The organism is Leifsonia sp. 71-9 (genome assembly GCF_001898805.1).
Taxonomy (GTDB): domain Bacteria; phylum Actinomycetota; class Actinomycetes; order Actinomycetales; family Microbacteriaceae; genus Leifsonia.
In genome coordinates, this window is sequence record NZ_MKVJ01000024.1 from 1 (window position 1) to 25772 (window position 25772).

The 25772-nt window shown below is 67.6% G+C and carries 19 protein-coding genes and 1 pseudogene; all 20 read left to right on the top strand.

The features are described from left to right. The coding region (locus tag BGO91_RS22040) for a DNA-directed RNA polymerase subunit beta (RefSeq protein WP_290474874.1) at window positions 1-2267 on the top strand (2267 nt) is incomplete at its 5' end. Window positions 2268-2316: 49 nt separating this feature from the next. Continuing rightward, the gene (locus BGO91_RS22045) at window positions 2317-6192 is read left to right on the top strand and encodes a DNA-directed RNA polymerase subunit beta' (RefSeq protein WP_290474875.1); all 3876 of its coding nucleotides are present in this window, start codon (window positions 2317-2319) and stop codon (window positions 6190-6192) included. 101 nt (window positions 6193-6293) lie between these two features. Beyond that, entirely contained in the window at window positions 6294-6524 is a 231-nt protein-coding gene (locus BGO91_RS22050; RefSeq protein WP_290474876.1) for a hypothetical protein, read from the top strand. A gap of 204 nt (window positions 6525-6728) precedes the next feature. After that, on the top strand, window positions 6729-8393 hold the full coding sequence (locus BGO91_RS22055) for an ATPase, T2SS/T4P/T4SS family (RefSeq protein WP_290474877.1): 1665 nt from the start codon (window positions 6729-6731) through the stop codon (window positions 8391-8393). Between the two features lie 8 nt (window positions 8394-8401). Further along, a complete protein-coding gene (locus BGO91_RS22060) occupies window positions 8402-10045 on the top strand; it encodes a type IV pilus twitching motility protein PilT (RefSeq protein WP_290474878.1) in 1644 nt (547 codons plus the stop codon). Beyond that, a complete protein-coding gene (locus tag BGO91_RS22065; protein WP_290474879.1) occupies window positions 10045-11271 on the top strand; it encodes a type II secretion system F family protein in 1227 nt (408 codons plus the stop codon). Before BGO91_RS22060 ends, BGO91_RS22065 begins: the two co-directional genes overlap by 1 nt. A 175-nt stretch (window positions 11272-11446) precedes the next feature. Further along, window positions 11447-11920 (top strand): type II secretion system protein, encoded by a 474-nt coding sequence (locus BGO91_RS22070; RefSeq protein ID WP_290474880.1) that lies wholly within the window; start codon window positions 11447-11449, stop codon window positions 11918-11920. A 97-nt stretch (window positions 11921-12017) separates the two neighbouring features. Continuing rightward, on the top strand, window positions 12018-13406 hold the full coding sequence (locus BGO91_RS22075; RefSeq protein ID WP_290474881.1) for a type II secretion system protein: 1389 nt from the start codon (window positions 12018-12020) through the stop codon (window positions 13404-13406). Next, on the top strand, window positions 13406-14137 hold the full coding sequence (locus BGO91_RS22080) for a prepilin-type N-terminal cleavage/methylation domain-containing protein (RefSeq protein ID WP_290474890.1): 732 nt from the start codon (window positions 13406-13408) through the stop codon (window positions 14135-14137). Before BGO91_RS22075 ends, BGO91_RS22080 begins: the two co-directional genes overlap by 1 nt. Then, entirely contained in the window at window positions 14137-15900 is a 1764-nt protein-coding gene (locus BGO91_RS22085) for a hypothetical protein (protein WP_290474882.1), read from the top strand. The genes BGO91_RS22080 and BGO91_RS22085 overlap by 1 nt, the downstream gene beginning before the upstream one ends. Further along, window positions 15897-16736, top strand: a complete 840-nt coding sequence (locus BGO91_RS22090) for an A24 family peptidase (RefSeq protein ID WP_290474883.1) — start codon at window positions 15897-15899, stop codon at window positions 16734-16736. Before BGO91_RS22085 ends, BGO91_RS22090 begins: the two co-directional genes overlap by 4 nt. Before the next feature lie 19 nt (window positions 16737-16755). Continuing rightward, window positions 16756-17805, top strand: coding sequence for a type IV pilus assembly protein PilM (gene pilM, locus BGO91_RS22095; protein WP_290474884.1), 1050 nt, complete (start codon window positions 16756-16758; stop codon window positions 17803-17805). Beyond that, a complete protein-coding gene (locus BGO91_RS22100) occupies window positions 17802-18641 on the top strand; it encodes a hypothetical protein (protein WP_290474885.1) in 840 nt (279 codons plus the stop codon). The genes pilM and BGO91_RS22100 overlap by 4 nt, the downstream gene beginning before the upstream one ends. Window positions 18642-18643: 2 nt before the next feature. Beyond that, on the top strand, window positions 18644-19393 hold the full coding sequence (locus BGO91_RS22105; protein ID WP_290474886.1) for a hypothetical protein: 750 nt from the start codon (window positions 18644-18646) through the stop codon (window positions 19391-19393). A 95-nt stretch (window positions 19394-19488) separates the two neighbouring features. Next, window positions 19489-20640, top strand: coding sequence for a hypothetical protein (locus BGO91_RS22110; protein WP_290474887.1), 1152 nt, complete (start codon window positions 19489-19491; stop codon window positions 20638-20640). 10 nt (window positions 20641-20650) lie between these two features. Further along, a complete protein-coding gene (locus BGO91_RS22115) occupies window positions 20651-21145 on the top strand; it encodes a hypothetical protein (protein ID WP_290474888.1) in 495 nt (164 codons plus the stop codon). 337 nt (window positions 21146-21482) lie between these two features. Continuing rightward, window positions 21483-21857 (top strand): 30S ribosomal protein S12, encoded by a 375-nt coding sequence (rpsL, locus tag BGO91_RS22120; RefSeq protein WP_011186743.1) that lies wholly within the window; start codon window positions 21483-21485, stop codon window positions 21855-21857. Beyond that, window positions 21857-22327: a 30S ribosomal protein S7 gene (gene rpsG, locus BGO91_RS22125; RefSeq protein WP_021759597.1), complete on the top strand. Its 471-nt coding sequence runs from the start codon at window positions 21857-21859 to the stop codon at window positions 22325-22327. The genes rpsL and rpsG overlap by 1 nt, the downstream gene beginning before the upstream one ends. A 102-nt stretch (window positions 22328-22429) precedes the next feature. Next, window positions 22430-24544 carry an elongation factor G gene (gene fusA, locus BGO91_RS22130; protein ID WP_290474889.1) on the top strand — a complete coding sequence of 705 codons (2115 nt, stop codon included), beginning with the start codon at window positions 22430-22432 and terminating at the stop codon, window positions 24542-24544. A 112-nt stretch (window positions 24545-24656) separates the two neighbouring features. Beyond that, a pseudogene (gene tuf / locus BGO91_RS22135) lies at window positions 24657-25772 on the top strand (elongation factor Tu); the annotation flags it as partial.

Sequence of the window (25772 nt, forward strand, 5' to 3'; positions counted from 1 at the left end):
GCCCCGTCGTCGCCGCGATCAAGGAGTTCTTCGGAACGTCGCAGCTGTCGCAGTTCATGGACCAGAACAACCCGCTCGCGGGTCTGACCCACAAGCGCCGCCTCTCGGCCCTCGGCCCCGGTGGTCTGAGCCGTGAGCGCGCCGGCGTCGAGGTCCGCGACGTCCACCCGTCGCACTACGGCCGCATGTGCCCGATCGAGACCCCGGAAGGCCCGAACATCGGCCTGATCGGCTCGCTCGCGTCGTTCGCGCGCATCAACTCGTTCGGCTTCATCGAGACGCCGTACCGCAAGGTCGTCTCCGGCCGGGTCACCGACCAGATCGACTACCTGACCGCTTCCGAGGAGGACGACTTCGTCGTCGCGCAGGCCAACGCCCCGCTCGACCCGAACGGCCACTTCACCGAGGAGCGCGTCCTCGCCCGGCAGAAGGGCGGCGAGGTCGACCTCGTCCCCGCCGAGGAGATCGGCTACATGGACGTCTCCCCGCGCCAGATGGTGTCGGTGGGTACCTCCCTGATCCCGTTCCTCGAGCACGACGACGCCAACCGAGCCCTCATGGGTGCGAACATGCAGCGCCAGGCGGTGCCGCTGCTCCGCTCGGAGAGCCCGGTCGTCGGTACCGGTATGGAGGGCTTCGCGGCCATCGACGCCGGTGACGTGGTCACGGCGGAGAAGTCCGGTGTCGTCACCGAGGTCTCGGCCGACGCTGTCACCGTCCAGGCGGACGACGGCACGATCAAGACCTACTACCTGCGCAAGTTCGACCGCTCCAACCAGGGCACGTCGTACAACCACCGCGTGATCGTGGACGAGGGCGACCGCATCGAGGCCGGAGAGGTCGTCGCCGACGGCCCCGCCACCGAGAACGGCGAGCTCGCGCTCGGCAAGAACCTGCTCATCGCGTTCATGCCGTGGGAGGGTCACAACTTCGAGGACGCGATCATCCTCAGCCAGAACCTGGTGAAGGACGACACCCTCTCCTCGATCCACATCGAGGAGTACGAGGTCGACGCCCGCGACACCAAGCTCGGCAAGGAGGAGATCACCCGCGACCTCCCGAACGTCAGCCCGGACCTCCTGGCCGACCTCGACGAGCGCGGCATCATCCGCATCGGCGCCGAGGTCCGCCCCGGCGACATCCTCGTCGGCAAGGTCACGCCGAAGGGCGAGACCGAGCTGTCGGCCGAGGAGCGCCTGCTCCGCGCGATCTTCAACGAGAAGAGCCGCGAGGTGCGCGACACCTCGCTCAAGGTTCCCCACGGTGAAGAGGGCACGATCATCGGTGTCAAGGTCTTCGACTCGCAGGACGGCGACGACGAGCTCGGCTCGGGCGTCAACCAGCGCGTCGTGGTCTACATCGCCCAGAAGCGCAAGATCACCGCGGGCGACAAGCTCGCCGGCCGTCACGGCAACAAGGGCGTCATCTCGAAGATCCTGCCCGTCGAGGACATGCCGTTCCTCGCGGACGGCACCCCCGTCGACGTGATCCTCAACCCGCTGGGCGTGCCCGGTCGAATGAACTTCGGCCAGGTGCTCGAGATCCACCTCGGGTGGATCGCCCAGAACGGCTGGGAGGTCAAGGGCAAGCCCAAGTGGGCCGCCGAGCTCCCCGAGGCCGCGTTCAGCGCCGCCCCCGGCACCAAGGTCGCGACCCCGGTGTTCGACGGCGCGAAGGAGGAGGAGATCGCAGGTCTGCTCGACTCGACCTTCCCGACCCGCGACGGCGACCGCCTGATCGGTTCCTCCGGCAAGACGCAGCTCTTCGACGGCCGCTCCGGCGAGCCGTACCCGGACCCGATCTCGGTCGGCTACATGTACATCCTGAAGCTGCACCACCTGGTCGACGACAAGATCCACGCCCGTTCGACCGGCCCGTACTCGATGATCACCCAGCAGCCGCTCGGTGGTAAGGCGCAGTTCGGTGGACAGCGATTCGGTGAGATGGAGGTGTGGGCCCTCGAGGCCTACGGTGCCGCGTACGCGCTGCAGGAGCTCCTGACCATCAAGTCGGATGACATCCTCGGCCGCGTCAAGGTCTACGAGGCCATCGTCAAGGGTGAGAACATCCAGGAGCCGGGCATCCCGGAGTCCTTCAAGGTCCTCATCAAGGAGATGCAGTCGCTCTGCCTGAACGTGGAGGTGCTCTCGGCCGACGGCCAGCAGGTCAGCCTGCGGGACGCGGACGACGAGGCCTTCCGCGCGGCGGAAGAGCTCGGCATCAACATCTCCTCCCGCTTCGAGTCCTCGTCGATCGACGAGATCTGACCCGGTAGCCAGACCCACCTGACGAATTCTTTACAGGAGAGAGTGAACATTGCTCGACGCAACAACTTTTGATGAGCTGCGTATCGGACTGGCCACCGCTGACGACATCCGTCGCTGGAGCTACGGCGAGGTCAAGAAGCCGGAGACCATCAACTACCGCACGCTGAAGCCGGAGAAGGACGGTCTCTTCGGAGAGCAGATCTTCGGCCCGTCGCGCGACTGGGAGTGCTCGTGCGGCAAGTACAAGCGCGTCCGCTTCAAGGGCATCGTGTGCGAGCGCTGCGGCGTGGAGGTCACCAAGTCCTCCGTCCGTCGTGAGCGCATGGGCCACATCGAGCTCGCGGCCCCGGTCACGCACATCTGGTACTTCAAGGGCGTGCCCAGCCGTCTCGGCTACCTGCTCGACATGGCGCCGAAGGACCTCGAGAAGGTCATCTACTTCGCCGCCTACATGGTGATCAGCGTCGACGAGGAGGGCCGTCACTCCGACATGCCCGGACTCGAGAACGAGCTGCGCCTCGAGGTCAAGACGCTGTCCGACCAGCGCGACTCCCGGGTCGCCGAGCGCCTCCAGCGCCTCGAGGTCGACCTCGCAGCGCTCGAGGAGGAGGGCGCCAAGGCCGACCAGAAGCGTCGCGTCAAGGACGCGGCGGAGAAGGAGATGGGCCAGATCCGCAAGTCCTTCGACGAGGACATCGCCCGTCTGGAGCGCGTGTGGGAGTCCTTCCGCACCCTCAAGGTCGGCGACCTCAAGCCCGAGGACGCGGACTTCAACGAGCTCGTCGACCGCTACGGCCTGTACTTCGAGGCCTACATGGGCGCCGAGTCGATCAAGCGCCGCCTGCTGGCCTTCGACCTGGCCACCGAGGCCGAGCTGCTCCGCGAGCAGATCGCCAACGGCAAGGGCCAGAAGAAGATCCGTGCGATCAAGCGCCTGCGCGTGGTGTCGTCGTTCCTCGCGACCGGCAACTCGCCGGCCGCGATGGTGCTCGACGTCGTCCCGGTCATCCCGCCGGAGCTGCGCCCGATGGTGCAGCTCGACGGTGGCCGCTTCGCGACCAGCGACCTGAACGACCTCTACCGCCGCGTGATCAACCGCAACAACCGTCTGCGCCGTCTGCTCGACCTCGGGGCTCCCGAGATCATCGTGAACAACGAGAAGCGGATGCTGCAGGAGGCCGTCGACGCCCTGTTCGACAACGGCCGCCGTGGTCGCCCCGTCACCGGTACCGGCAACCGCGCCCTCAAGTCCCTCAGCGACATGCTGAAGGGAAAGCAGGGTCGCTTCCGCCAGAACCTGCTCGGCAAGCGCGTCGACTACTCGGGTCGTTCGGTCATCATCGTCGGCCCGCAGCTCAAGCTGCACCAGTGCGGTCTGCCCAAGCAGATGGCGCTGGAGCTGTTCAAGCCGTTCGTGATCAAGCGCCTGATCGACCTGAGCCACGCTCAGAACATCAAGGCCGCCAAGCGCATGGTGGAGCGTTCGCGTCCGCAGGTGTGGGACGTGCTCGAGGAGATCATCCGCGAGCGCCCCGTGCTGCTGAACCGCGCGCCCACGCTGCACCGTCTCGGCATCCAGGCGTTCGAGCCCCAGCTCGTCGAGGGCAAGGCCATCCAGCTGCACCCGCTCGTCTGCGCCGCGTTCAACGCGGACTTCGACGGCGACCAGATGGCTGTCCACCTGCCCCTGTCGGTGGAGGCCCAGGCCGAGGCCCGCATCCTGATGCTCGCCTCGAACAACATCCTGAAGCCGTCCGACGGCCGCCCGGTCACCCTGCCCTCGCAGGACATGATCATCGGTCTGCACCACCTCACCACCGTCCGCGAGGGCGCTGTGGGCGAGGGTCGCGCGTTCTCCTCGGTCTCCGAGGCGATCCTCGCGAAGGACCAGGGTTCGCTGCACCTCAACGCGACCGTCAAGATCCGTCTCGACAACTACGTGCCGTCCGACGCGGCGGACACGGGTGCCGAGCCGATCACCGCGATCGTCGAGACCACGCTGGGTCGCGCCCTCTTCAACGAGGCGCTCCCGGCCGACTACCCCTACGTGGAGGCCGTCGCCGACAAGGGCATGATCTCGTCGATCGTGAACGCCCTCGCCGAGCGGTACCCGAAGGTGGAGGTCGCCGCGGCGCTCGACCGGATCAAGGACGCCGGTTTCTACTGGGGCACGCGCTCCGGAGTGACCGTCGCGCTGAGCGACATCCTCACGCCGCCGAACAAGCCGCAGATCGTGGCCGGCTACGAGAAGAAGGCCGCCAAGATCAACGCGGAGTTCGAGAAGGGTCTCACGACCGACCTCGAGCGTCGCCAGGAGCTGGTGAAGATCTGGACCGAGGCGACCAACGAGGTGGCCGAGGCCATGCGCGCCAACTTCCCGGTCGACAACACCATCAACCGCATGGTCACCTCCGGTGCCCGTGGTAACTGGCTGCAGGTGCGCAACATCGCCGGTATGCGTGGTCTGGTGAACAACCCGAAGGGTGAGATCATCCCGCGCCCGATCATCTCCTCGTACCGCGAGGGTCTGTCGGTGGCGGAGTACTTCATCGCGACGCACGGTGCCCGCAAGGGTCTGGCCGACACGGCTCTCCGTACGGCCGACTCGGGCTACCTGACCCGTCGTCTGGTGGACGTCTCGCAGGATGTCATCATCCGCGAGGACGACTGCGGCACGACCAAGGGTCTCGACCTCCCGATCGCGACGGTCGGCGAGGACGGCACGCTCACCCGTGACCCGAACGTGGAGAACTCGGTGTTCGCCCGGACGCTGGCCGCCGACGCGGTCTCGCCCGACGGCACCGTGGTCGCCGCCGCCGGTGACGACGTGGGCGACGTGCTCATCGACAAGCTGGTCGCGGCCGGCGTGACCGACATCAAGGTCCGCTCGGTCCTGACCTGCGAGTCCGCGGTCGGCGTCTGCGCCGCCTGCTACGGCCGTTCGCTCGCGACCGGCAAGCTGGTGGACATCGGCGAGGCGGTCGGCATCATCGCCGCCCAGTCGATCGGTGAGCCTGGCACGCAGCTGACCATGCGTACCTTCCACACCGGTGGTTCGGCCTCCGCGGACGACATCACCCAGGGTCTGCCGCGCGTCCAGGAGCTGTTCGAGGCCCGTACCCCCAAGGGTGCGTCCCCGATCGCCGAGGCCGCCGGCCGCATCGTCATCGAGGAGACGGACAAGTCCCGCAAGGTGGTCCTGACCCCCGACAACGGTGACGAGCCGCACATCTACCCGGTGCTGAAGCGTTCGACCCTCCTGGTGGAGGACGGACAGCGCGTCGAGCTCGGCCAGCAGCTGATCGTCGGCACGGTCGACCCGAAGGAGGTCCTCCGGGTCAAGGGTGTCCGCGAGGTGCAGAAGCACCTGGTGGGCGGCGTGCAGGGCGTCTACCGCTCGCAGGGTGTGCCGATCCACGACAAGCACATCGAGGTCATCGTCCGCCAGATGCTCCGCAAGGTCACCGTCGTCGACCACGGCGACACCGACCTGCTGCCGGGTGAGCTCGTCGACCGGTCGAAGTACAACGAGATCAACCGCACCGCGCTGCAGGAGGGCAAGAAGACGGCCTCCGCACGTCAGGAGGTCATGGGTATCACCAAGGCCTCGCTGGCGACCGAGTCGTGGCTGTCGGCCGCGTCCTTCCAGGAGACCACCCGCGTCCTGACGCAGGCGGCCATGGAGGGCAAGTCCGACCCGCTGATCGGTCTCAAGGAGAACGTCATCATCGGTAAGCTCATCCCGGCCGGCACCGGCCTGTCGCGCTACCGGAACGTCACCGTGGAGGCGACGGAGGAGGCCAAGGCGGAGCGGTACCCCAACCGCATCTTCGCCGACGACTCCGCGTTCAGCGAGAACGACCTGAGCTTCGTCGACTTCGACAGCTTCAGCTCGGACGACTACACCCCCGGGACCTACAACTAACGGTTCCGTACGATCGAAGGCCCTCGGCGCACTGCGCCGGGGGCCTTCCTCGTTTGTGGCGGGCGTCATCCCGGCCGCTGCGCGTGGGGGAGAATGGGAGCATGTGGCGTCAGCTCCTCGAGTACACCGATTCGACCGGCCGTGCGATGGTCGGCTGCGCCGGCGTCGTGTTCGTGGTCGCCATCGTCAGCTTCGTCCTCGGCATCGTGCAGGCGACCTCCGGCAACGCCGCCGGCTCCCTCCCGTACTGGCTGACGACGATGGGGTGCGCGGTTGTCGCCGGCGTGCTCATCTACCTCGCCAGCCGCCGCGGAGACCTGCGCCGCCGCTGACCCGCCGCTGATCCTCCCCGCCCGCGGCTGACCCCCGCGTGCGTGGCACCCCTGCGCGGGGCACCTGTAAGCGGGGCTGTCACCCGCGCGACCGGCGGGAATACGGTGACATCGCTTCGCCGCCTTCCGGATCTCGCCCGGTGACGGCGCGGCCCGCCGACGCGCCCGACCCGTCGACGGCAGCCCCCGCACGAGGAGGTCCCCGTGGCGTCCATGACCGAGATCCTGATCCTCCACGGCCACCTGCCGATCGAGTACCTGGACTCGGTCTCCGGCGAGCCCGCCGCCGACGAGTCCACGGTGCGCGATCTGCTGGCGCGCGGGGCGATCACGGCGGGGCAGGTGGCGCGGGCGCGCGCCGCGCAGTCGGGGCTCCCGTTCGTCGAGCTGGGGGACTATCCCGTCGACCGCGCGGCCGTCGGCCTCATCCCCGGCCCGCTCTGCCGCCGCCATGTGGTGCTGCCGATCGGGGTGCAGGACGGCACCGTGATCCTCGCGATGGCCGATCCCGGCAACGTGTTCGCGATCGACGACGTGCGCGCCGCGTCCCGGATGAGCGTCGCGCCCGCCGTCGCCGACATCCCGGACCTGCTCGCCGCGATCGACCGCTACGTGCGCGCCGACGACGAACTCAGCGACCTCACGACGACGCTGGAGGAGGAGAGCGCGCCCGTCGCCGAGAGCGCCATCGTCGAGTCCGGCGACGACGACGCCCCGATCGTGCGGTTCGTGAACCTGCTCGTCAGCCAGGCGATCCAGGACCACGCCTCCGACATCCACATCGAGCCGGCCGAGCACGACGTGCGTGTCCGCTACCGCATCGACGGCGTGCTGCACGCCATGCAGAGCGCGCCGAAGGCGATCCAGAACGGTGTGATCTCGCGCCTGAAGATCATGAGCGACATCGACATCGCGGAACGGCGCAAGCCGCAGGACGGCCGCATGTCCGTCGTGCACGGCGGGCGCCAGATCGACCTGCGCGTGGCGACCCTGCCGACGGTGTGGGGCGAGAAGGTCGTCATGCGCATCCTCGACAACACGAACACCGGCATGACCTTGCGCGATCTCAACCTGCTGGAGCGCAACTTCGAGACCTACCGCGCCTCCTACTCCAAGCCGTACGGGATGATCCTGGTCACCGGCCCCACCGGCTCCGGCAAGTCCACCACCCTGTACACGACGCTCAACGCCGTGGCCCGGCCCGAGATCAACGTCATCACCGTCGAGGACCCGGTCGAGTACCGGATGCCGGGCGTCAACCAGGTGCAGGTGAACCCCAAGGCCGGCCTGACCTTCGCGAGCGCTCTCCGCAGCATCCTGCGCAGCGACCCGGATGTCGTGCTGCTGGGCGAGATCCGCGATCACGAGACCGCGCAGATCGCCATCGAGGCCTCGCTGACCGGCCACCTCGTGCTCTCCACCCTGCACACGAACGACGCCCCGAGCGCCGTCACCCGTCTGACCGAGATGGACATCGAGCCCTTCCTCGTCGGTTCCGCCCTCGACTGCGTCGTCGCCCAGCGCCTCGCCCGCCGCCTCTGCGACCGCTGCAAGCAGCCGGCGACCTACACGGCCGATGACCTCCGCCGTCTGCGCTTCCCCATCCCCGCCGACCAGCCGGTCCCGCCCGTGTTCATGCCGGTCGGCTGCCCGACCTGCTCGAACACCGGCTACCGCGGCCGCATCGCCGTGCACGAGGTCATGGCCGTCACCGAGGAGATCGAACGGCTCGCCGTGCAGCGCGCGTCGAGCGCCGAGATCGCCAGGACCGCGCAGGAGCAGGGGATGCTCACGCTGCGCGCGGACGGCTGGGAGAAGGCCAAGCTCGGCCTCACGTCCGTGGAAGAGATCCTGCGAGTGGTCGCCTAGGAGGGCACATGACGATCGACGACAACGCCTGGGGCGGGTACCCCGCACCGACGGCGAAGCCGCTCTACGAGATCCCGGTGATCCCGCCGGGGGCCACCGCGGACGGGTGGGCGCCCGGGGCCGGCGTGCCGCTGGCGGGTGCGCCGCTGGGGGAGACCGGTCTGCAGCCGCCGACGTACGTGCCGCCGGTGGCGCCGTCTCCGCTTCCGCCGGCCCAAGCCCCGGCGTATGCCGCACCGGCGGAGGCGCAGCCGGCGGTCGCGCAGCCGGCGGTCGCGCAGCCGCCCACCACCCCCGTGTACGCGCTGGACGACGTCGTGCCCGCCGTCCCGGTGTACTCGCTCGACGATGTCACGCCCGCACCTCGCCTCGTCCCCGCCGGCCGGCGCGCGGCGGTGCAGCCCGAGCCGACGCCGAGCTCCCACACCGCGCCCGTGCAGCCGACGGACTACGAGGCCGAGGTCGCCACCCTCACCGCCCCCGAGCGGGAGGCGCTCGCCAAGGCGGACCCCGAACTCGTCGCCGCGCTCCGCGAGGTCGTCCTGCAGCGCGCCTCCGACCTCCACGTCACCGTGGGAGCGCCCCCGATGGTCCGCATCGACGGCGCGCTGACCCCGGCCGGCCCGGCCGAACCCTGGGGCCACGAGCGGACCCTCGCCGCGCTCTCCAGCCTCCTCAGCGAGCGGCAGGCCGAGATCTTCAAGCGCGAGCTGGAGCTCGACTTCGCCTTCACCATCTCGGCCAACTCGCGCTTCCGCGTCAACTTCTACCAGCAGCGCGGCTCCGTCGGCGCCGCGTTCCGCCTCATCCCCACCGAGATCAAGCAGCTGCGGGAGCTCGGCGTCCCTGAGCAGATCGGCGGATTCTCCACCCTGCCGCGCGGCCTCGTCCTGGTGACCGGCCCGACCGGCTCCGGCAAGTCGACCACCCTCGCCGCCCTCATCGACCTCGTGAACGCGACGCGCGCCGACCACATCGTGACCGTCGAGGACCCCATCGAGTTCATGCACACCCACAAGCGCTCGATCGTGAACCAGCGCGAGGTCGGCCACGACACCCACAGCTTCAACAACGCGCTCAAGCACGTGCTCCGGCAGGACCCCGACGTCATCCTCATCGGCGAGCTCCGCGACCTCGAGACCATCTCCGTCGCCCTGACCGCCGCCGAGACCGGCCATCTCGTCTTCGCCACCCTGCACACCCAGGACGCCCCGCAGACCATCGACCGTGTCATCGACGTCTTCCCGCCCCACCAGCAGGACCAGGTGCGCGCCCAGCTCGCCGCCACCCTGCAGGGCGTCGTCTGCCAGACCCTCGTCAAACGCGCCTCCGGCCGAGGCCGCGTCGTCGCCACCGAGGTCCTGATGATGACCCCCGCCATCGCCAACCTCATCCGCGAGGGCAAGACCTACCAGATCGCCTCCGCCATGCAGGCCGGCCGCGGCGACGGGATGCACACGATGGACCAGCATCTGGCCGAGCTGGTCAATGTGGGGGCGATCACGCGCAAGGCGGCCCTGGAGAAGGCGCACGACCTGGAGGGCATCGCGCGGCTCATTCAGCGGGTCGACACTCTGACCGACTCGTCGTCGCAGGCCATCGCCGCCAGCGAACCCGACTTCGGTGACAGCTTCTCCGGGCAGGTGCGCTGATGGCCGGGGCGACGACCTTCGCCTATCGCGGGCGGAACGGCGACGGCAAGGTCGTCAAGGGCCGCATCGATGCGCCAGGCGAGGCCGCGGTGGCGTCGCGTCTGCGGACCATGGGCATCTCACCGATCTCGATCGAGGAGTCCGCCGAGGCCACGGGTCTCAACCGCGAGATCAACATCGGGTTCGGCAGCGGTGTCAAGCTCAAGGACCTGGCGATCATGAGCCGGCAGATGGCGACCATGATCGGCTCCGGCCTGTCGATCCTCCGGACCTTGAACATCATCGCCGAGCAGACCGAGAATAAGAAGCTCGCCACGATCATGGGCAAGGTCAGCGATGACGTGGAGGCCGGCGTGGCGATCTCGGACGCCATGCGCAAGCACGGAGACGTCTTCCCGCCCCTCATGGTCAACATGATTCGAGCGGGAGAGACCGGCGGATTCCTGGATTCCTCCTTGGAAGCAGTGGCGCTCAACTTCGAGAAGGAGGTAAAGCTCCGCGGCACCATCAAGTCGGCGCTCACCTACCCCGTGATCGTGCTGGTCATGTCCCTCGTCGCCGTGATCGCGATGCTGCTGTTCATCGTCCCGGTCTTCGAGAACATGTTCAAAGGTCTCGGTGGGCAGCTTCCGCTGCCCACGATGATCCTGGTGGAGCTGTCGCACGCGATGGTGTGGATAGCCCCTGTGCTGCTCGTAGGCGGCGTTGCGGGGGGCATCTGGTGGTCCCGCAACAAGAACACCGAGAAGGTGCGGATGCGGGTCGATCCGATCAAGCTCAAGATGCCCGTCTTCGGACAGCTGCTGAAGAAGATCGCGGTCGCGCGCTTCAGCCGGAATTTCGCGAACATGATCGGCGCAGGCGTGCCGATTCTGCAGGCGCTCAAGATCGTGGGGGAGACCTCCGGCAACTGGGTGATCGAGAATGCCCTGACCAAGGTGGCCGAGTCGGTGAGGCAGGGCGAGTCGATCGCCGGGCCGCTGGCCCAGCAGCCGGTCTTCCCCGCCATGGTCACCCAGATGATCGCGGTCGGCGAGGACTCCGGCTCGTTGGAGACCATGCTGAACAAGATCGCCGACTTCTACGACCAGGAGGTGGCGTCGGCGACCGAGCAGCTGACGGCGATGATCGAGCCGCTCATGATCGCCTTCCTCGGCGTCGTCATCGGCGGCATGGTGATCGCCCTGTACATGCCCATCTTCCAGATTTCCAGCCTCGTCAAGTGAGCGTTCATCCGCTGTACATCCCCTGAACGAGGGCTCCCCATAACTGGGGTGGTTTATCAAAGAAATTGCCCCCTTTTGTGGGATTCTGCCGAGAATTTGCTCGGAAATACCATCAGCCCATCGGACGGGTCTCGCTCCCATCCGCACCCCGCATCCCCGACCGAATGGACACGCAATGTACTTCCGTCTCATGGGCAAGCTGAACGCCCGCCGCAAGGGCCTCCTCGAAGAGGGCGAGAAGGGCTTCACCCTGATCGAGCTCCTCGTCGTCGTGATCATCATCGGCATCCTCGCCGCGATCGCGATCCCCGTGTACCTGGGTATCCAGGACGGGGCCAAGGACTCCGCCACCAAGTCCGATCTCACCAACGGCAAGACCGCGATCGTCGGGTGGATGAACGACAACCCCGGCAAGACCTACAGCGATGCCGGCGCCGCCATCTATTCGAGCTCGACGACCCTTGGCACCAACGCCGCGAAGTACGGAGCGACCCTGAGCGACAACACCACAAGCGTCACATTCTCGACGACCACGAACGGGTTCTGCTTGGTGGGTGTCAGCAAGAGCTCGTCGGCTCCCTCGTTCAACATCACGGACAACACCGGTACGAAGCGCGGCGCAACCTGCGGTGCGGACACCGCACCGTAAGGTCCACGCCCGTATGAAGGGGGTGTCGCGTGCGCGACGCCCCCTTCACGCCTCAACCCACCACCATCCCGAACCCGACCCAGGGGAGGTGAACGCAATGTCAGCACTGCTCGCGCGACTCCGCAGCATCCGGACCTCCGAGTCCGGCGTCAGCCTCATCGAGGTGATCGTCGCGATGATGATCTTCGCCATCATCTCGGTCGGCGTCGCGTACTCCCTGCTGTCCGCGTTCACCCTCACCGGCGACTCCCGCGCTCGCGCCGTCGCGACCAACCTCGCCGCCCAGGAGATCGACCTCGACCGATCGGGCGGCAACCTCTTCCAGCTCTTCAGCACCGATACCGACAAGCAGGTGCAGGTTCCACCCGGAACGGGCGCGGTGTACTCGATCAAGCGCGTCGTCAGCTGGGCCTATGCCTCCGGCAGCGATGTGGACTGCAACGCGTCGGCCGCATCCTCCATCCTCTACAAACGCGTGCGTGTATCCGTCACATGGCCGAACATGATCGGTCCGGCCGTCGTCTCCGACACCGTGATCGCACCGAGCAGCAAGATCAGCGTGGACGCGCTCGGAACGATCCTCGTCTCCACCCGATCCGCAGCGGGCACTCCCGTCGCCGGTATCGGAGTCTCCGTCTCGCCCGACCCGGGCTCGGTACCTTCCGCCACCGACCTCATGGGCTGCAGCTACGTGCTCAAAGTGCCGGCGGGCACATACACCGTCACGGCGTCTCAGTCCGCCTATCTGGATCCCACTCAGAACCCGGCCCCCAGCAAGATCGTGACCGTCAAAGCGGGGCAGAGCACATCGGCGGGCTTCACCTACGACAAGGCCGGGGCCGTCGGCTGGTCCTGGCCGTCGAGCAACGGGGTGAAGGTCCCCACGACAGCGGCGGTGAGCTTTCTCGGAACGTACGGAGTCTGGAGCACACCAGCGACGGCGCCGACGAGCGCGCAGGTGTTCCCGTCGACCGGGTACGACATCGTCGCCGGGGCCTACGCGGCCTCCACCGATGCGAACCCTGGTTGCCGGTCGCCGAATCCAGGGGATTGGCCGCAGTACACCTCCGCGGGGAAGGTCTACGCGGCCCCTGCCGCCCCGACGGTGACCGTCGCACCCGGGCAGACCCCTGCCGTGAACATCGGCACCCTGCCGATGGGCTCGATCACGGTCACGAACCCTTCGTCGCAGTCCGCGAACCTCAGCCTCCGTGCCGTGAGCACAACCCCTTTCGTCACCGGCGATCCGGGATGCACGGGCACGCCGCAGACGATCGACTTCGCCCCCGGGGTCCTCGGCAAGTCCGCGAACAGCAAGGTGACGATCGTCCTTCCCTACGGGGCGTGGACGCTGAAGTACGGGACGTCGACGACACCGACGACGTCGGTGCCCGCTTCGTGGCTCTCCATCCCGACAGGCGCCACCGGAGTCACGGTCGGTTCCGGGGGCGCGTTCACCCTCGATCCGCGCGTGGTGAAGCCGTGATGCTCCGGCGGCGGCTTGCGGCTCTGCGCCGCGACGAAGCCGGCATCAGCCTCATCGAGTGGCTCGTCGCGATGTTCGTCTTCGGCATCGTCATCACCCTCATCGCCAACCTCTACGTCAGCACCACGCGCGCGATGGACAACGCGCAGAACACGAACCAGAACACCCGCTCCGCGTCCAACGCGATGAACGAGACCGCCAGAATGCTCCGCGCCGGCACCGACAACCCGATCCAGGCGACCGGATTCGGGACGCCGCCACCGAACGATCCCGCGTTCGTCTACGCGCGCAATGAGGCGGCGCTCTTCTACGCCTTCGTGAACCTGACCGGCACGACCCAACAGCCCATTCAGGTGCGCATCCGCGTCGACCAGACCACGCGTCAGCTCGTCGAGGACATCTGGCCGGCGACGAGCCTCGGCAACGGGTACTGGTCGTTCCCGGCCGAGACGACGACGCCCCAGCGCACGCGCATCCTCGCCGATCCCATCGCACCGCGGGTCGGCACCGCTCCCTGGACCTTCACGTACCTGGATTCCACCAACACGGCGATCGCCACGAGCGTCGGAGCCACCGGCGGTGTCGCCAATGTCAAGGCGACGCTCGCCACGATCGCGGCCGTCCAGGTCACGCTCACCGTGCTCACCAAGGCCGGGGTCACGGACCACTCCGTGACCCTCCAGAACACGGTCGGCCTCCCGAACCTCGGCCAGAACAGGACGATCTCATGATGCTCAGGATCGATGCCTGGTTCCGTGCGATCCGTCGCGGGCGGGACGACGGGATGGCGCTGATCACCGTCGTGATCTTCGGCACGGTACTCGTCATGCTCGTGGCGACGGCCGCGGCGTTCGCAGGCAGCGGGGCGATGAAATCCCGCACCGACGACGATTGGAACGCAGCGATGGCCGCCGCGTACGCCGGCCTCGAGGACTACAAGGCGCGCCTGGCGAACGACACCACCTACGTGCAGTACCGCAACCCGGCATCGCCCTTCTCCTCCACCAGCACCGGTGGTCTTCCGCCGACGACCAACCCGGCGTTCAGTGGGTGGACCCAGGTGCCATCCGGCGAACAGGCAAGCCCCTCCCGCAGCTATTTCCGGTACGAGGTGGACAACTCGCAGTACTCGGCGACCGGCGTCGTACGATTGCGCTCGACCGGCAAGGTGGGGACAGAAGTTCGGACGATCGTCGTCAACGTCCGCCAGACCGGTTTCATCGACTTCCTCTATTTCACGGACTTCGAGGTGAAGGACCCCGACCAGTCGAACACGGCGTGCGCGACCTCCACGGGCAAGCCCAATTACGCATGGTTCTACTCGTCGAACACACACAGCAGCAGCTGCACCGAGATCCAGTTCGGGCCGAACGACACCATCAACGGTCCGCTGCACTCCAACGACACCCTGCTGATCTGCGGGTCGACGTTCAACGGCCCGGTGACGACCTCGAACCCGAAGGCGCCGTTCTACAAGAAGCCTGACGACTGCTCGTCGAACCCGACCTTCAAACAGGGGACCCCCACCCTGGACGGAACGATCGGTATGCCGCAGACGAACCTCCAGATGAAGACCGAGACACGGATCGATGTCGATTCCGTCAAACGGCCCGGCTGCCTCTACACGGGACCGACTGTGATCACGTTCCTGTCCGGCGGCAAGATGAATGTGAAGTCGCCCTTCACGAAGTTCACTCAGATCTCCGGCGACCCGGCGACGAGCGCTTCGAGGAATGATCCCATGTGCGGGAATCCCGGAGACGGAGCCGGCCAGCTCGGCTCCGTGGAGGGCGCGACGATCGACGTCATCCCGCAGAACCTGGTCTACGTGCAGGATGTGCCCTCGAGCACGGGCGATGCGAATGGTTGGACGTCGACTCAGTCGCCGACCAACTTCGCCTGCCTGGACAAGCCGACCACCGGGGTCGGCTGGAAGATCGGCACCCTCCAGTTCCCGCTCGCGAACGAGACGGTCCCGACCGCGAACCCGTCCCACTACAGCTGTCGCAAGGGTGACGTCTACGTCCAAGGGGTGGTGCACGGGCAGGTGACGATCGCCGCGCAGGACTACGTGTACATCACCGGTGACATCACCTACCAGGACAGCACCAAGGACATCCTCGGCCTGGTCGGCAACAACGCCGTCTGGGTCTGGAACCCCTTCAACGGAAACACCCCGATGCTCGCGAAGGACCGCACCATCTACGCCGCGATCCTCTCCGTCGCGCACACCTTCATGGTGCAGAACTACGACAAGGGAACGGCGAAACGCGGCACGCTCAACATCTACGGAGCCATCGCCCAGGAGTACCGCGGGACCGTCGGCACGGTCGGCTCGCCGGGCACCGGCTACGACAAGAACTACAACTACGACCCGCGGTTCAAATACACGGCTCCGCCCAAGTTCCTCTCGCCGGTCTCCACGAGCTATGGCGTGAGCACGCTCGTCGAGGTGCCGAAGGCGTTCAACCCTGACGGGAGCGCGCCCGGATGAGCGCGACCGTCACACCGGCACTGCTCGGGTTCCTCGTCGTCCTCGGCGGGGCACTCGGACTCGCGGTCGGGTCGTTCCTCAACGTCGTCGCCTATCGGCTCCCCCTCGGCGGTTCTCTCGTGAGCCCGCCGAGCGCCTGCCCGGGATGCGGCTCCGCGATCCGTCCGTACGACAACATCCCTCTGGTCTCCTGGCTGGTGCTGCGCGGTCGGTGCCGGGACTGCCGTGAGCCGATCAGCTGGCGCTACCCGCTGGTCGAAGGGGCGACCGGCGTCCTGTTCGTCGTGGTCGCGGTCGCTTTCCTGCCGGAGTTCTCGACGCGCGCCCCTCTTCCCTCCTCCCTCACCCTGGTCGCGTTCCTCTATCTGGCGGCCATCAGCGTCGCGCTGGCCGTGATCGATATCGACACGCACACGCTCCCGAACCGGATCGTGATCCCCGCTTACCTCGTCGGCGCCGTGCTCCTCGGTACGGCACTCGTGATCGAAGGCGAGTGGACGCGTCTGCTCTCGGCCGCCGTGGGCTGCGCCGGCGCGTTCCTCTTCTACTTGGTGCTCGCGCTCGCGCGCCCCGGGGGGATGGGGTTCGGGGACGTCAAGTTGGCGGGCGTGCTCGGCCTCTATCTCGGTTCGCTCGGCTGGGCTCAGCTCGCCATCGGCGTGTTCGCGGCCTTCGTGCTCGGCGGCGTGTTCGGCATCGTGCTCACGATGACCAGACGTGCGACGCGTACGAGCGGCATCCCCTTCGGCCCGTGGATGATCGCGGGCGCATGGCTCGGAATTCTCGCTGGCGGGCCGCTCTGGGCGGCCTATCTGCGACTGATCGGACTCGGCTGAGGCCGGGGAGGAGGAGAAGATGGCGACCAGCATCGTTGGTGTGGACATCGGCAACGGGATGCTCCGTGCCGTCGAAGTCGCGGATCCGGCCAAACCGAAGCCCACGATCCTGCGGCACGCGGAGATGCCGCTGCCCGAAGGGGCGGTGAGCCGCGGCGAAGTGCTCGAGCCGAACACCGTCGCCGCGTCCCTTCGCGAACTGTGGCGCAAGGGTGGTTTCAAGACCAGGAACATCGTTCTCGGGATGGGCAACCAGCGGGTCCTCGCCCGCGACCTGAGCATGCCGCTCATGTCCTTGGAACGAATCCGCGAATCGTTGCCGTTCCACGTCCAGGACATGCTCCCCGTCCCGGTCGCCGAAGCGCTTCTCGACTTCTACCCGGTGTCATACGGCCAGAGCGACAGCGGTCCGACGGTCAACGGGCTCCTGATCGCCGCGGTGAAAGAGGCGGTGCTTGCCAACGTGCGCGCTGCCGAGTTGGCCGGCCTCACGCCGGTCGACGTCGATCTGATCCCTTTCGCGCTCAGCCGTGTGTTCGGCGCCCGAGCGGGCCTCACCGGGTTCTCTGCCGTGATCGACATCGGAGCGAACACCACGACGGTGGTGATCGCGTCCGCCGGTGTCCCGCAGTTCGTGCGCATCATCCCGACCGGCGGCGCCGATACGACTCAGGCGCTCCGAGACGGTCTGGAGATCGCCCCCCATGAGGCGGAGGAGCTGAAACGGTCGCTCGGTCTCGCGACGCAGGTGTCCACGATGGAGGACCAACGCGCTGTCGAGATCATCTACCAGACGGCCGGTGAGCTGCTCTCGAGCCTGCGGAACACCATCAAATACTTCGTGAACACACGACCGGATGCGCGCTTCGAGCGGATCGTCCTCACCGGCGGAGGCGCGCAGCTTCCCGGCTTCGCGGAAGCGCTGGCCGAGATGACGCGGCTGCCCGTCGCGGCCGGAGACCCGTACCTCGCGGTCGGGCTGTCGCGCACGCTCGACTCCGATGACCTCAGAGCCAGGCGCTCGAGCCTGACCGTGGCGCTCGGACTCGCGATCGGACGTGCCGCATGAGCGCCGCCGGAACCACCTCGACGTCGAGCGCCGGAACGCCCGCGCCGAAGACGAGCTGGCTGACCAGACCGATCGGCGGGTCGGCGAAGCGGAAGCGCGCACCAGGCTCGACGGAGGGGGTGCCGCCGCAGGCTGCTGAGCCGGGCCGCACTGCGCGAGACGTGAAGCAGAGCGGACCGAAGCCGCCGGTGCCGCCGATCGCGGTCGGGGGTGATCCGCAGGTCTCGCTGATGCCGCCGGAGGTTCTCGCGGGGAGGCGCGGCAAGCGCATGCGCCGGTCGCTTCTCTGGGGCGTGCTCGGTGTCGTGCTCCTCGTCCTCGCGGCCGTCGGCGGGACGGCGGTTCTCGGTTTCCGGGCGCAGCTGGATCTCGCGGCAGCGCAAGCACAGACCGGTTCGCTGCTCGCCGAGCAGACTCGCTTCCGCGAGGTGCGCACCGTGCAGGATCAGGTCACGCTCGTAGAGGCTGCACAGCAGGTCGGAGCGTCCACCGAGATCGACTGGAAGGACTATCTGCAGAAAGTGCAGGCCACACTCCCGGCGGACGTCACACTCGCGACCGTGACCATCGACTCCGCGACCCCGCTCGCGACCTACGCCCAGCCGACCGTCCCGTTGCAAGGGTCCCGCGTCGCGACGTTGACCTTCCAGGCATCGAGCCCGACCCTCCCGGTGGTGCCCACGTGGCTGAAGTCGCTCGCCACGCTCCCGGGTTTCGCCGACGCGACGCCGGGGTCGGTCACATTGGATCCGACGACGGCGACCTATGCGGTCGACATCACGATGCACATCAACGAGACCGCCTTCGACCGGCGGTTCGACCCCCAGGAGAAGTGACCGTGGACAAGAACCGCCTCTGGATCATCTGCAGCGTCCTCGTCATGGCGCTCGTCGTCGCGGGCGGCTGGTTCCTCGGGGTCCAGCCGCAGCTCGGGGCCTTCGCCGATGCCGAAGCGCAGACCGCATCCGTGCAGCAGACCAACGAGAAGTACGCGCAGACGCTCGCGAAGCTGAAGAAGGACTCCGAGAACCTGCCGGCGCTGAAGGCCAAGCTCGCGTCCCTCGCCGCCTCGGTGCCCGAAGGGTCCGACATCCCTGCTTTCATCGATCAACTGAACGCGCTCTACACCGCATCGAACGTGGTGTGCGTCGACCAGGCCTTCTCCGACGCTGTCGCATACTCTCCCGTCGCCCCGCCGGCCGCCGCGACGCCGGCGGCCACGTCAGCACCGACGTCAGGTGCGACGCCCGCGCCGACGCCGTCGGCCGCCCCGACGGAAGCCGGGATGCCGCCGGTCGTGAGCTCGCTGATCACGGCGACGAACTTTGCGGCCCGCCCTGTCTCGGTGACGGTTCGTGGACAGTACGGCGACATCCTGAACTTCGTCAGCGGGCTGCAGTCAGGTGCCCGGCTCTTCCTCGTGACGTCGTTCAGCACCGTACCCACAGCCGACACCGCTGCTCCGGCGGGGACGCTGGACGCGAAAGTCTCCGGTTACGTCTTCTCCCTCACCCCCGAAGGCCAAGGAGGAGGGACATCCCAGACGCCGGGAACGAGCGCCGGCTCACCCGCCCAGGCCTCGAAATGACCTGACCGCCCCCCGCTCCGCCTCCCTCGACATCCCCCGCCCCGTTGCTACAGTGGGCCTCACGACGGGCCCGCCGGGCCTCTGGAGGTGCCAGGATGAGCGACACGACACCCGATCCCGCGTCTGCGGACACGGGGGAGCAGCGGGCCACGCCCGTCGAGCCCGCGACGGGTGCGGCCGCGTCCGCTGCTGCGGAGGCGCATGACACCGATCCCGAGGTCGTCGACCCGCCGTCGAGTCCTGTCTCGGCGCGGGGGCACGTGAATCGGCCGGCCGCCGACGCCAAGGCCGACGCCGAGGCGGATGCTGCGGCGCAGGCTGCGGCTCCGACGCCGGCCGTCCCCGTCACGCCGGTGGCATCCGCTCCCGCGGCGGTCACCGAGCCCGAGCCGATCGTGAGCACCGAGGACGACATCGCCGCCGCGGTCGCCCGCACCGCCGCGCAGCCGGGGGAGGCCGGGGCCACCGCCGCGGGTTCCGCCACCGTCGACACCGCATCGCCGTCCGAGGCCGCCGCGCCGATCGTCGCCGCTGCCGCCGCCGCGGAGGCGCAGACCGCTCCGGCCGCGACCGCCGCCTACGGCACGGCTCCCGTGGCGGGAGGCGCGTGGGCTCCTGAGCAGACCGGTGCGCCGGTCCCGTTGCAGCCGCAGCCGGTGGCGCCGATCTTCCTGCAGCGTCCCGAGCCGCCCAAGCGCAAGAGCAACCGGGGCACCGGCATCCTGATCGTGCTCGTCGGCACGGTCGCGTTCGCTCTGCTGTGGTGCGTCGCCGTGGTCGTGGTCGATTCCCTCCTGACGCCGAGCAACGACCTGCTGAAGGTGCTCCTCGAGTCCTTCACCCAGGTGTTCGCCGGCTGGGTGCCGATCATCGCGTTCTTCGTTGGCATGGTCGTCCTGGTGCAGATCCTGAACCGCGCGCGCTGGTGGGCGTACATCCTCGGCGGTCTCGTCGTGGCGGTGTTCGTCTACTTCGCGTTCGTCGGCGCGTACCTCATCGACGCCCACTACTGGGAGCGCACGCCGGGGGAGTTCGCCATCCTGCTCCGCAGCGCGTGGCTCAACCCGTTCGCGGTCCTCGCGGGCGTCATCGCGCGGGAGATCTCGGTCTGGACCGGCGCCTGGCTGGCTGCGCGCGGCCGCAAGCTGAAGGCCCGCAACGCGGAGGCCCAGGCGGACTACGAGCAGCAGGTCGCCGACGCCCAGAACCAGGCCGTCGCGGCGTACGCCTCGCAGCAGGGGTACTGAGCCGGCGGTCATGCGTGACGAACGCGCGTATGCGACCATCGTGGCGTTGTTCGCCGCGGGCCTGTACCTCGCGCTGATCGTCGCCGGGTTCGGCGTCCTGTCGCTCGCGACGAACACGGAGGTCGTCGCCGATCCCGACATCGGCTCGCTCGTGGGGCCGGTGATGGTCGGCGCGGCCGTGCTCGCCCTGCTCCTCGCGCTGATCGGGATCGGGACGCGGGTCCCCGCCGATCGCCAACGGGTCGCCCCCGGAACCGCGCTCCTGATCGGCCTGATCTGCTACCTCGTGTACGTCGTGGCCGGGGCGGTCGCCGGGATCGCGGGGGATCCGTCCCAGTCGTTGCGCGCCGTGCTCTTCGCAGCCGGCCAGTTCGCCAGCTGGTACGCCGTGCTCGTCGGGATCGCGGCGTTCGTCGTCACGCTGCTCTACCAGCTCGTCCTCGTGGGCCGCTTCCGGCAACGGGGCCGCCCGCGCTGGCCCTGGGAGGGGGACGACGGCGAGTGAGGCCCCGCGCGGTTTCGCCCTGCGCGGACGGCGGCCTACCACAGCCCCGTTCATTTGACCGGGAAGGGCGCGGGCGATAACATTTATCGGGTGTGCGCTCTGCTGCGCGCTCGTTCCGTGCCCAGAAATGGGACCAGCGATGGAGGAGCGGGCGAGCTGGCACGTACTCATCCGATGGGCAGGAAGACCGCACGGGATTCCAGCCCCCACGGCATATCGGCGGCGAGCTTTCGATCGTCGGTCGATTCCCCAGACGACTGAGACGCCCGGAGACGGGCTGATCGGTCATGGGACAAGCAACAACTGTCACCGTGCAGTCCATAAAAGGAGAAGTTCAGTGCCTACCATTCAGCAGTTGGTTCGAAAGGGCCGGACGCCGAAGGTCACCAAGACCAAGGCTCCCGCCCTGAAGGCCAACCCCCAGCAGCGCGGCGTGTGCACCCGTGTCTACACCACCACCCCGAAGAAGCCGAACTCCGCGCTCCGCAAGGTCGCCCGTGTGAAGCTCTCCAACGGGACCGAGGTCACCGCGTACATCCCCGGTGAGGGCCACAACCTGCAGGAGCACTCGATGGTGCTCGTCCGCGGCGGCCGTGTGAAGGACCTTCCCGGCGTCCGTTACAAGATCGTCCGCGGCGCCCTGGACACCCAGGCCGTCAAGAACCGCAAGCAGGCTCGCAGCCGCTACGGCGCGAAGATGGAGAAGAAGTAATGCCTCGCAAGGGTCCCGCTCCGAAGCGTCCCGTCGTCGCCGACCCGGTCTACGGTTCGCCGGTCGTCAGCCAGCTCGTCAACAAGATCCTCCTCGACGGCAAGAAGGGCCTCGCCGAGCGCATCGTCTACGACGCGCTCGAGGGCGTCTCCTCAAAGTCGGGCAATGACGCGGTCACCACGCTCAAGAAGGCTCTCGACAACATCCGCCCGACCCTCGAGGTCCGCAGCCGCCGCGTCGGCGGCTCGACCTACCAGGTGCCGGTCGAGGTCAAGCCGCACCGCGCGAACACCCTCGCGCTGCGCTGGCTCACCAGCTACGCCAAGGGTCGTCGCGAGAAGACGATGACCGAGCGTCTCACCAACGAGATCCTCGACGCCTCGAATGGCCTCGGCGCCGCTGTGAAGCGTCGCGAGGACACGCACAAGATGGCCGAGTCGAACAAGGCCTTCGCGCACTACCGCTGGTAATGCTGCACCGCTGGTAACACTTTCCGCCGTCCGGGCGTTGCACCCTCTGGGGCTGCGCCCGGCCGGCGCCCCTTCCACTCTCTACTCTTTCGGAGGAACCCTGTGGCACAGGACGTGCTCACCGACCTGACAAAGGTCCGCAACATCGGCATCATGGCCCACATCGATGCCGGCAAGACCACCACGACCGAGCGCATCCTGTTCTACACGGGCGTCAACCACAAGATCGGTGAGACGCACGACGGCGCGTCGACCACCGACTGGATGGAGCAGGAGAAGGAGCGCGGCATCACCATCACGTCCGCGGCCGTGACCTGCTTCTGGAACAAGAACCAGATCAACATCATCGACACGCCCGGTCACGTCGACTTCACCGTCGAGGTGGAGCGTTCGCTCCGCGTCCTCGACGGCGCGGTCGCCGTGTTCGACGGCAAGGAGGGCGTCGAGCCCCAGTCCGAGACCGTCTGGCGCCAGGCCGACAAGTACAACGTCCCGCGCATCTGCTTCGTCAACAAGATGGACAAGCTCGGCGCCGACTTCTACTTCACCGTCGACACCATCGTGAAGCGCCTCGGCGCCAAGCCGCTGGTCCTCCAGCTCCCGATCGGTTCCGAGTCCTCCTTCGAGGGCGTCGTCGACCTGGTCGAGATGCGCGCGCTCACCTGGCGCGGAGACGCCAAGGGTGACGTGCAGATGGGCGCCAAGTACGCCATCGAGGAGATCCCCGCCGACCTCGTCGAGAAGGCCGAGGAGTACCGTCAGGCCCTCCTCGAGACCGTCGCCGAGTCCGACGACGCGCTGCTCGAGAAGTTCTTCGGCGGCGAGGAGCTCACGGTCGCCGAGATCAAGGGCGCCATCCGCAAGCTCACCGTCAACAGCGAGATCTACCCGGTCCTCTGCGGCTCGGCGTTCAAGAACCGCGGTGTGCAGCCCATGCTCGACGCCGTGATCGACTACCTCCCGTCGCCGCTCGACGTGCCCGCCATCGAGGCGCACGACCCGCGCGACGAGGAGAAGATCATCCTCCGTCACGCCGACGCCACCGAGCCGTTCTCGGCTCTGGCGTTCAAGGTCGCGGTCCACCCGTTCTTCGGTCGTCTGACCTACGTGCGCGTGTACTCGGGCCGTGTCGACTCCGGTGCCGCGGTCGTGAACTCGACCAAGGGCCGCAAGGAGCGCATCGGCAAGATCTTCCAGATGCACGCCAACAAGGAGAACCCGGTCGACTTCGTCACCGCCGGCAACATCTACGCGGTCATCGGCCTCAAGGACACCACCACCGGCGACACCCTGTGCGACCCGGACAACCAGGTCGTCCTCGAGTCGATGACGTTCCCGGAGCCCGTCATCGAGGTCGCCATCGAGCCGAAGACCAAGGCCGACCAGGAGAAGCTGGGCACCGCGATCCAGAAGCTCGCCGAAGAGGACCCGACGTTCCGCACCGAGCAGAACCAGGAGACCGGTCAGACGGTCATCAAGGGCATGGGCGAGCTGCACCTCGACATCCTCGTGGACCGCATGAAGCGCGAGTTCAACGTCGAGGCCAACGTCGGCAAGCCGCAGGTGGCCTACCGCGAGACGCTCCGTCGCCCGGTCGAGAAGTACGACTACACCCACAAGAAGCAGACCGGTGGTTCCGGTCAGTTCGCAAAGGTGCAGATCTCCCTCGAGCCGATGGAGGTCACCCCCGAGACGTCCTACGAGTTCGTCAACGCCGTGACGGGTGGTCGCGTTCCGCGCGAGTACATCCCCTCGGTCGACGCGGGCATCCAGGACGCGATGCAGGTCGGCGTGCTCGCCGGCTTCCCGACGGTGGGCGTCAAGGCGACGCTCGTCGACGGTGCCTCGCACGACGTCGACTCCTCGGAGATGGCGTTCAAGATCGCCGGATCGATGGCCTACAAGGAGGCCGCTCGCAAGGCGAACCCCGTGCTCCTCGAGCCGCTCATGGCGGTCGAGGTGCGCACGCCCGAGGAGTACATGGGCGATGTGATCGGTGACCTCAACTCCCGTCGTGGTCAGATCCAGTCGATGGAGGAGGCGAGTGGCGTCAAGGTCATCCGCGCCAACGTCCCCCTGTCGGAGATGTTCGGATACATCGGCGACCTGCGTTCCAAGACGTCGGGCCGCGCGGTGTACTCGATGACCTTCGACAGCTACGCGGAGGTCCCGAAGGCCGTCGCTGACGAGATCGTTCAGAAGAGCAAGGGCGAGTGACCTCGGTCGCTCCCTTTCGGAACATCCCGTAACATAAGAAACCAATCCCGTAGGTCTGCCGGTCGAAATCCATCGACCGGGACATCTACACGAGAGTCCTGAGGAGGACCCAGTGGCTAAGGCCAAGTTCGAGCGGACTAAGCCGCACGTCAACATCGGAACCATCGGTCACGTCGACCACGGCAAGACGACGCTCACCGCGGCGATCTCCAAGGTGCTTGCTGACAAGTACCCGTCGGCGACCAACGTTCAGCGCGACTTCGCGTCGATCGACTCGGCTCCGGAAGAGCGTCAGCGTGGTATCACGATCAACATCTCGCACGTCGAGTACGAGACGCCGAAGCGCCACTACGCGCACGTTGACGCCCCGGGTCACGCCGACTACATCAAGAACATGATCACCGGTGCCGCTCAGATGGACGGCGCGATCCTCGTGGTCGCCGCCACCGACGGTCCGATGGCTCAGACCCGTGAGCACGTGCTGCTCGCGAAGCAGGTCGGCGTGCCGTACCTGCTCGTCGCCCTGAACAAGGCCGACATGGTCGACGACGAGGAGATCCTGGAGCTCGTCGAGCTCGAGGTCCGCGAGCTCCTCTCCAGCCAGGACTTCCCGGGTGACGACGCTCCGGTCGTCCGCGTCTCGGGCCTCAAGGCTCTCGAGGGCGACGAGAAGTGGGTGCAGTCGGTCCTCGACCTCATGGAGGCCGTCGACGAGTCCATCCCGGACCCGGTGCGCGACAAGGACAAGCCGTTCGATCGAGGACGTCTTCACGATCACCGGTCGTGGAACCGTCGTCACGGGCCGCGCCGAGCGTGGCACGCTGGCCATCAACTCCGAGGTCGAGATCGTCGGCATCCGCCCGACGCAGAAGACCACGGTCACGGGTATCGAGATGTTCCACAAGCAGCTCGACGAGGCCTGGGCCGGCGAGAACTGTGGTCTGCTCCTCCGTGGCACCAAGCGCGAGGACGTCGAGCGCGGTCAGGTCGTCGTGAAGCCGGGTTCGGTCACGCCGCACACCAACTTCGAGGGCACTGCCTACATCCTCTCGAAGGAGGAGGGTGGCCGTCACAACCCCTTCTACACGAACTACCGTCCGCAGTTCTACTTCCGGACCACCGACGTCACCGGCGTCATCTCGCTGCCCGAGGGCACCGAGATGGTCATGCCCGGCGACACCACCGACATGACGGTCGAGCTGATCCAGCCGATCGCCATGGAGGAGGG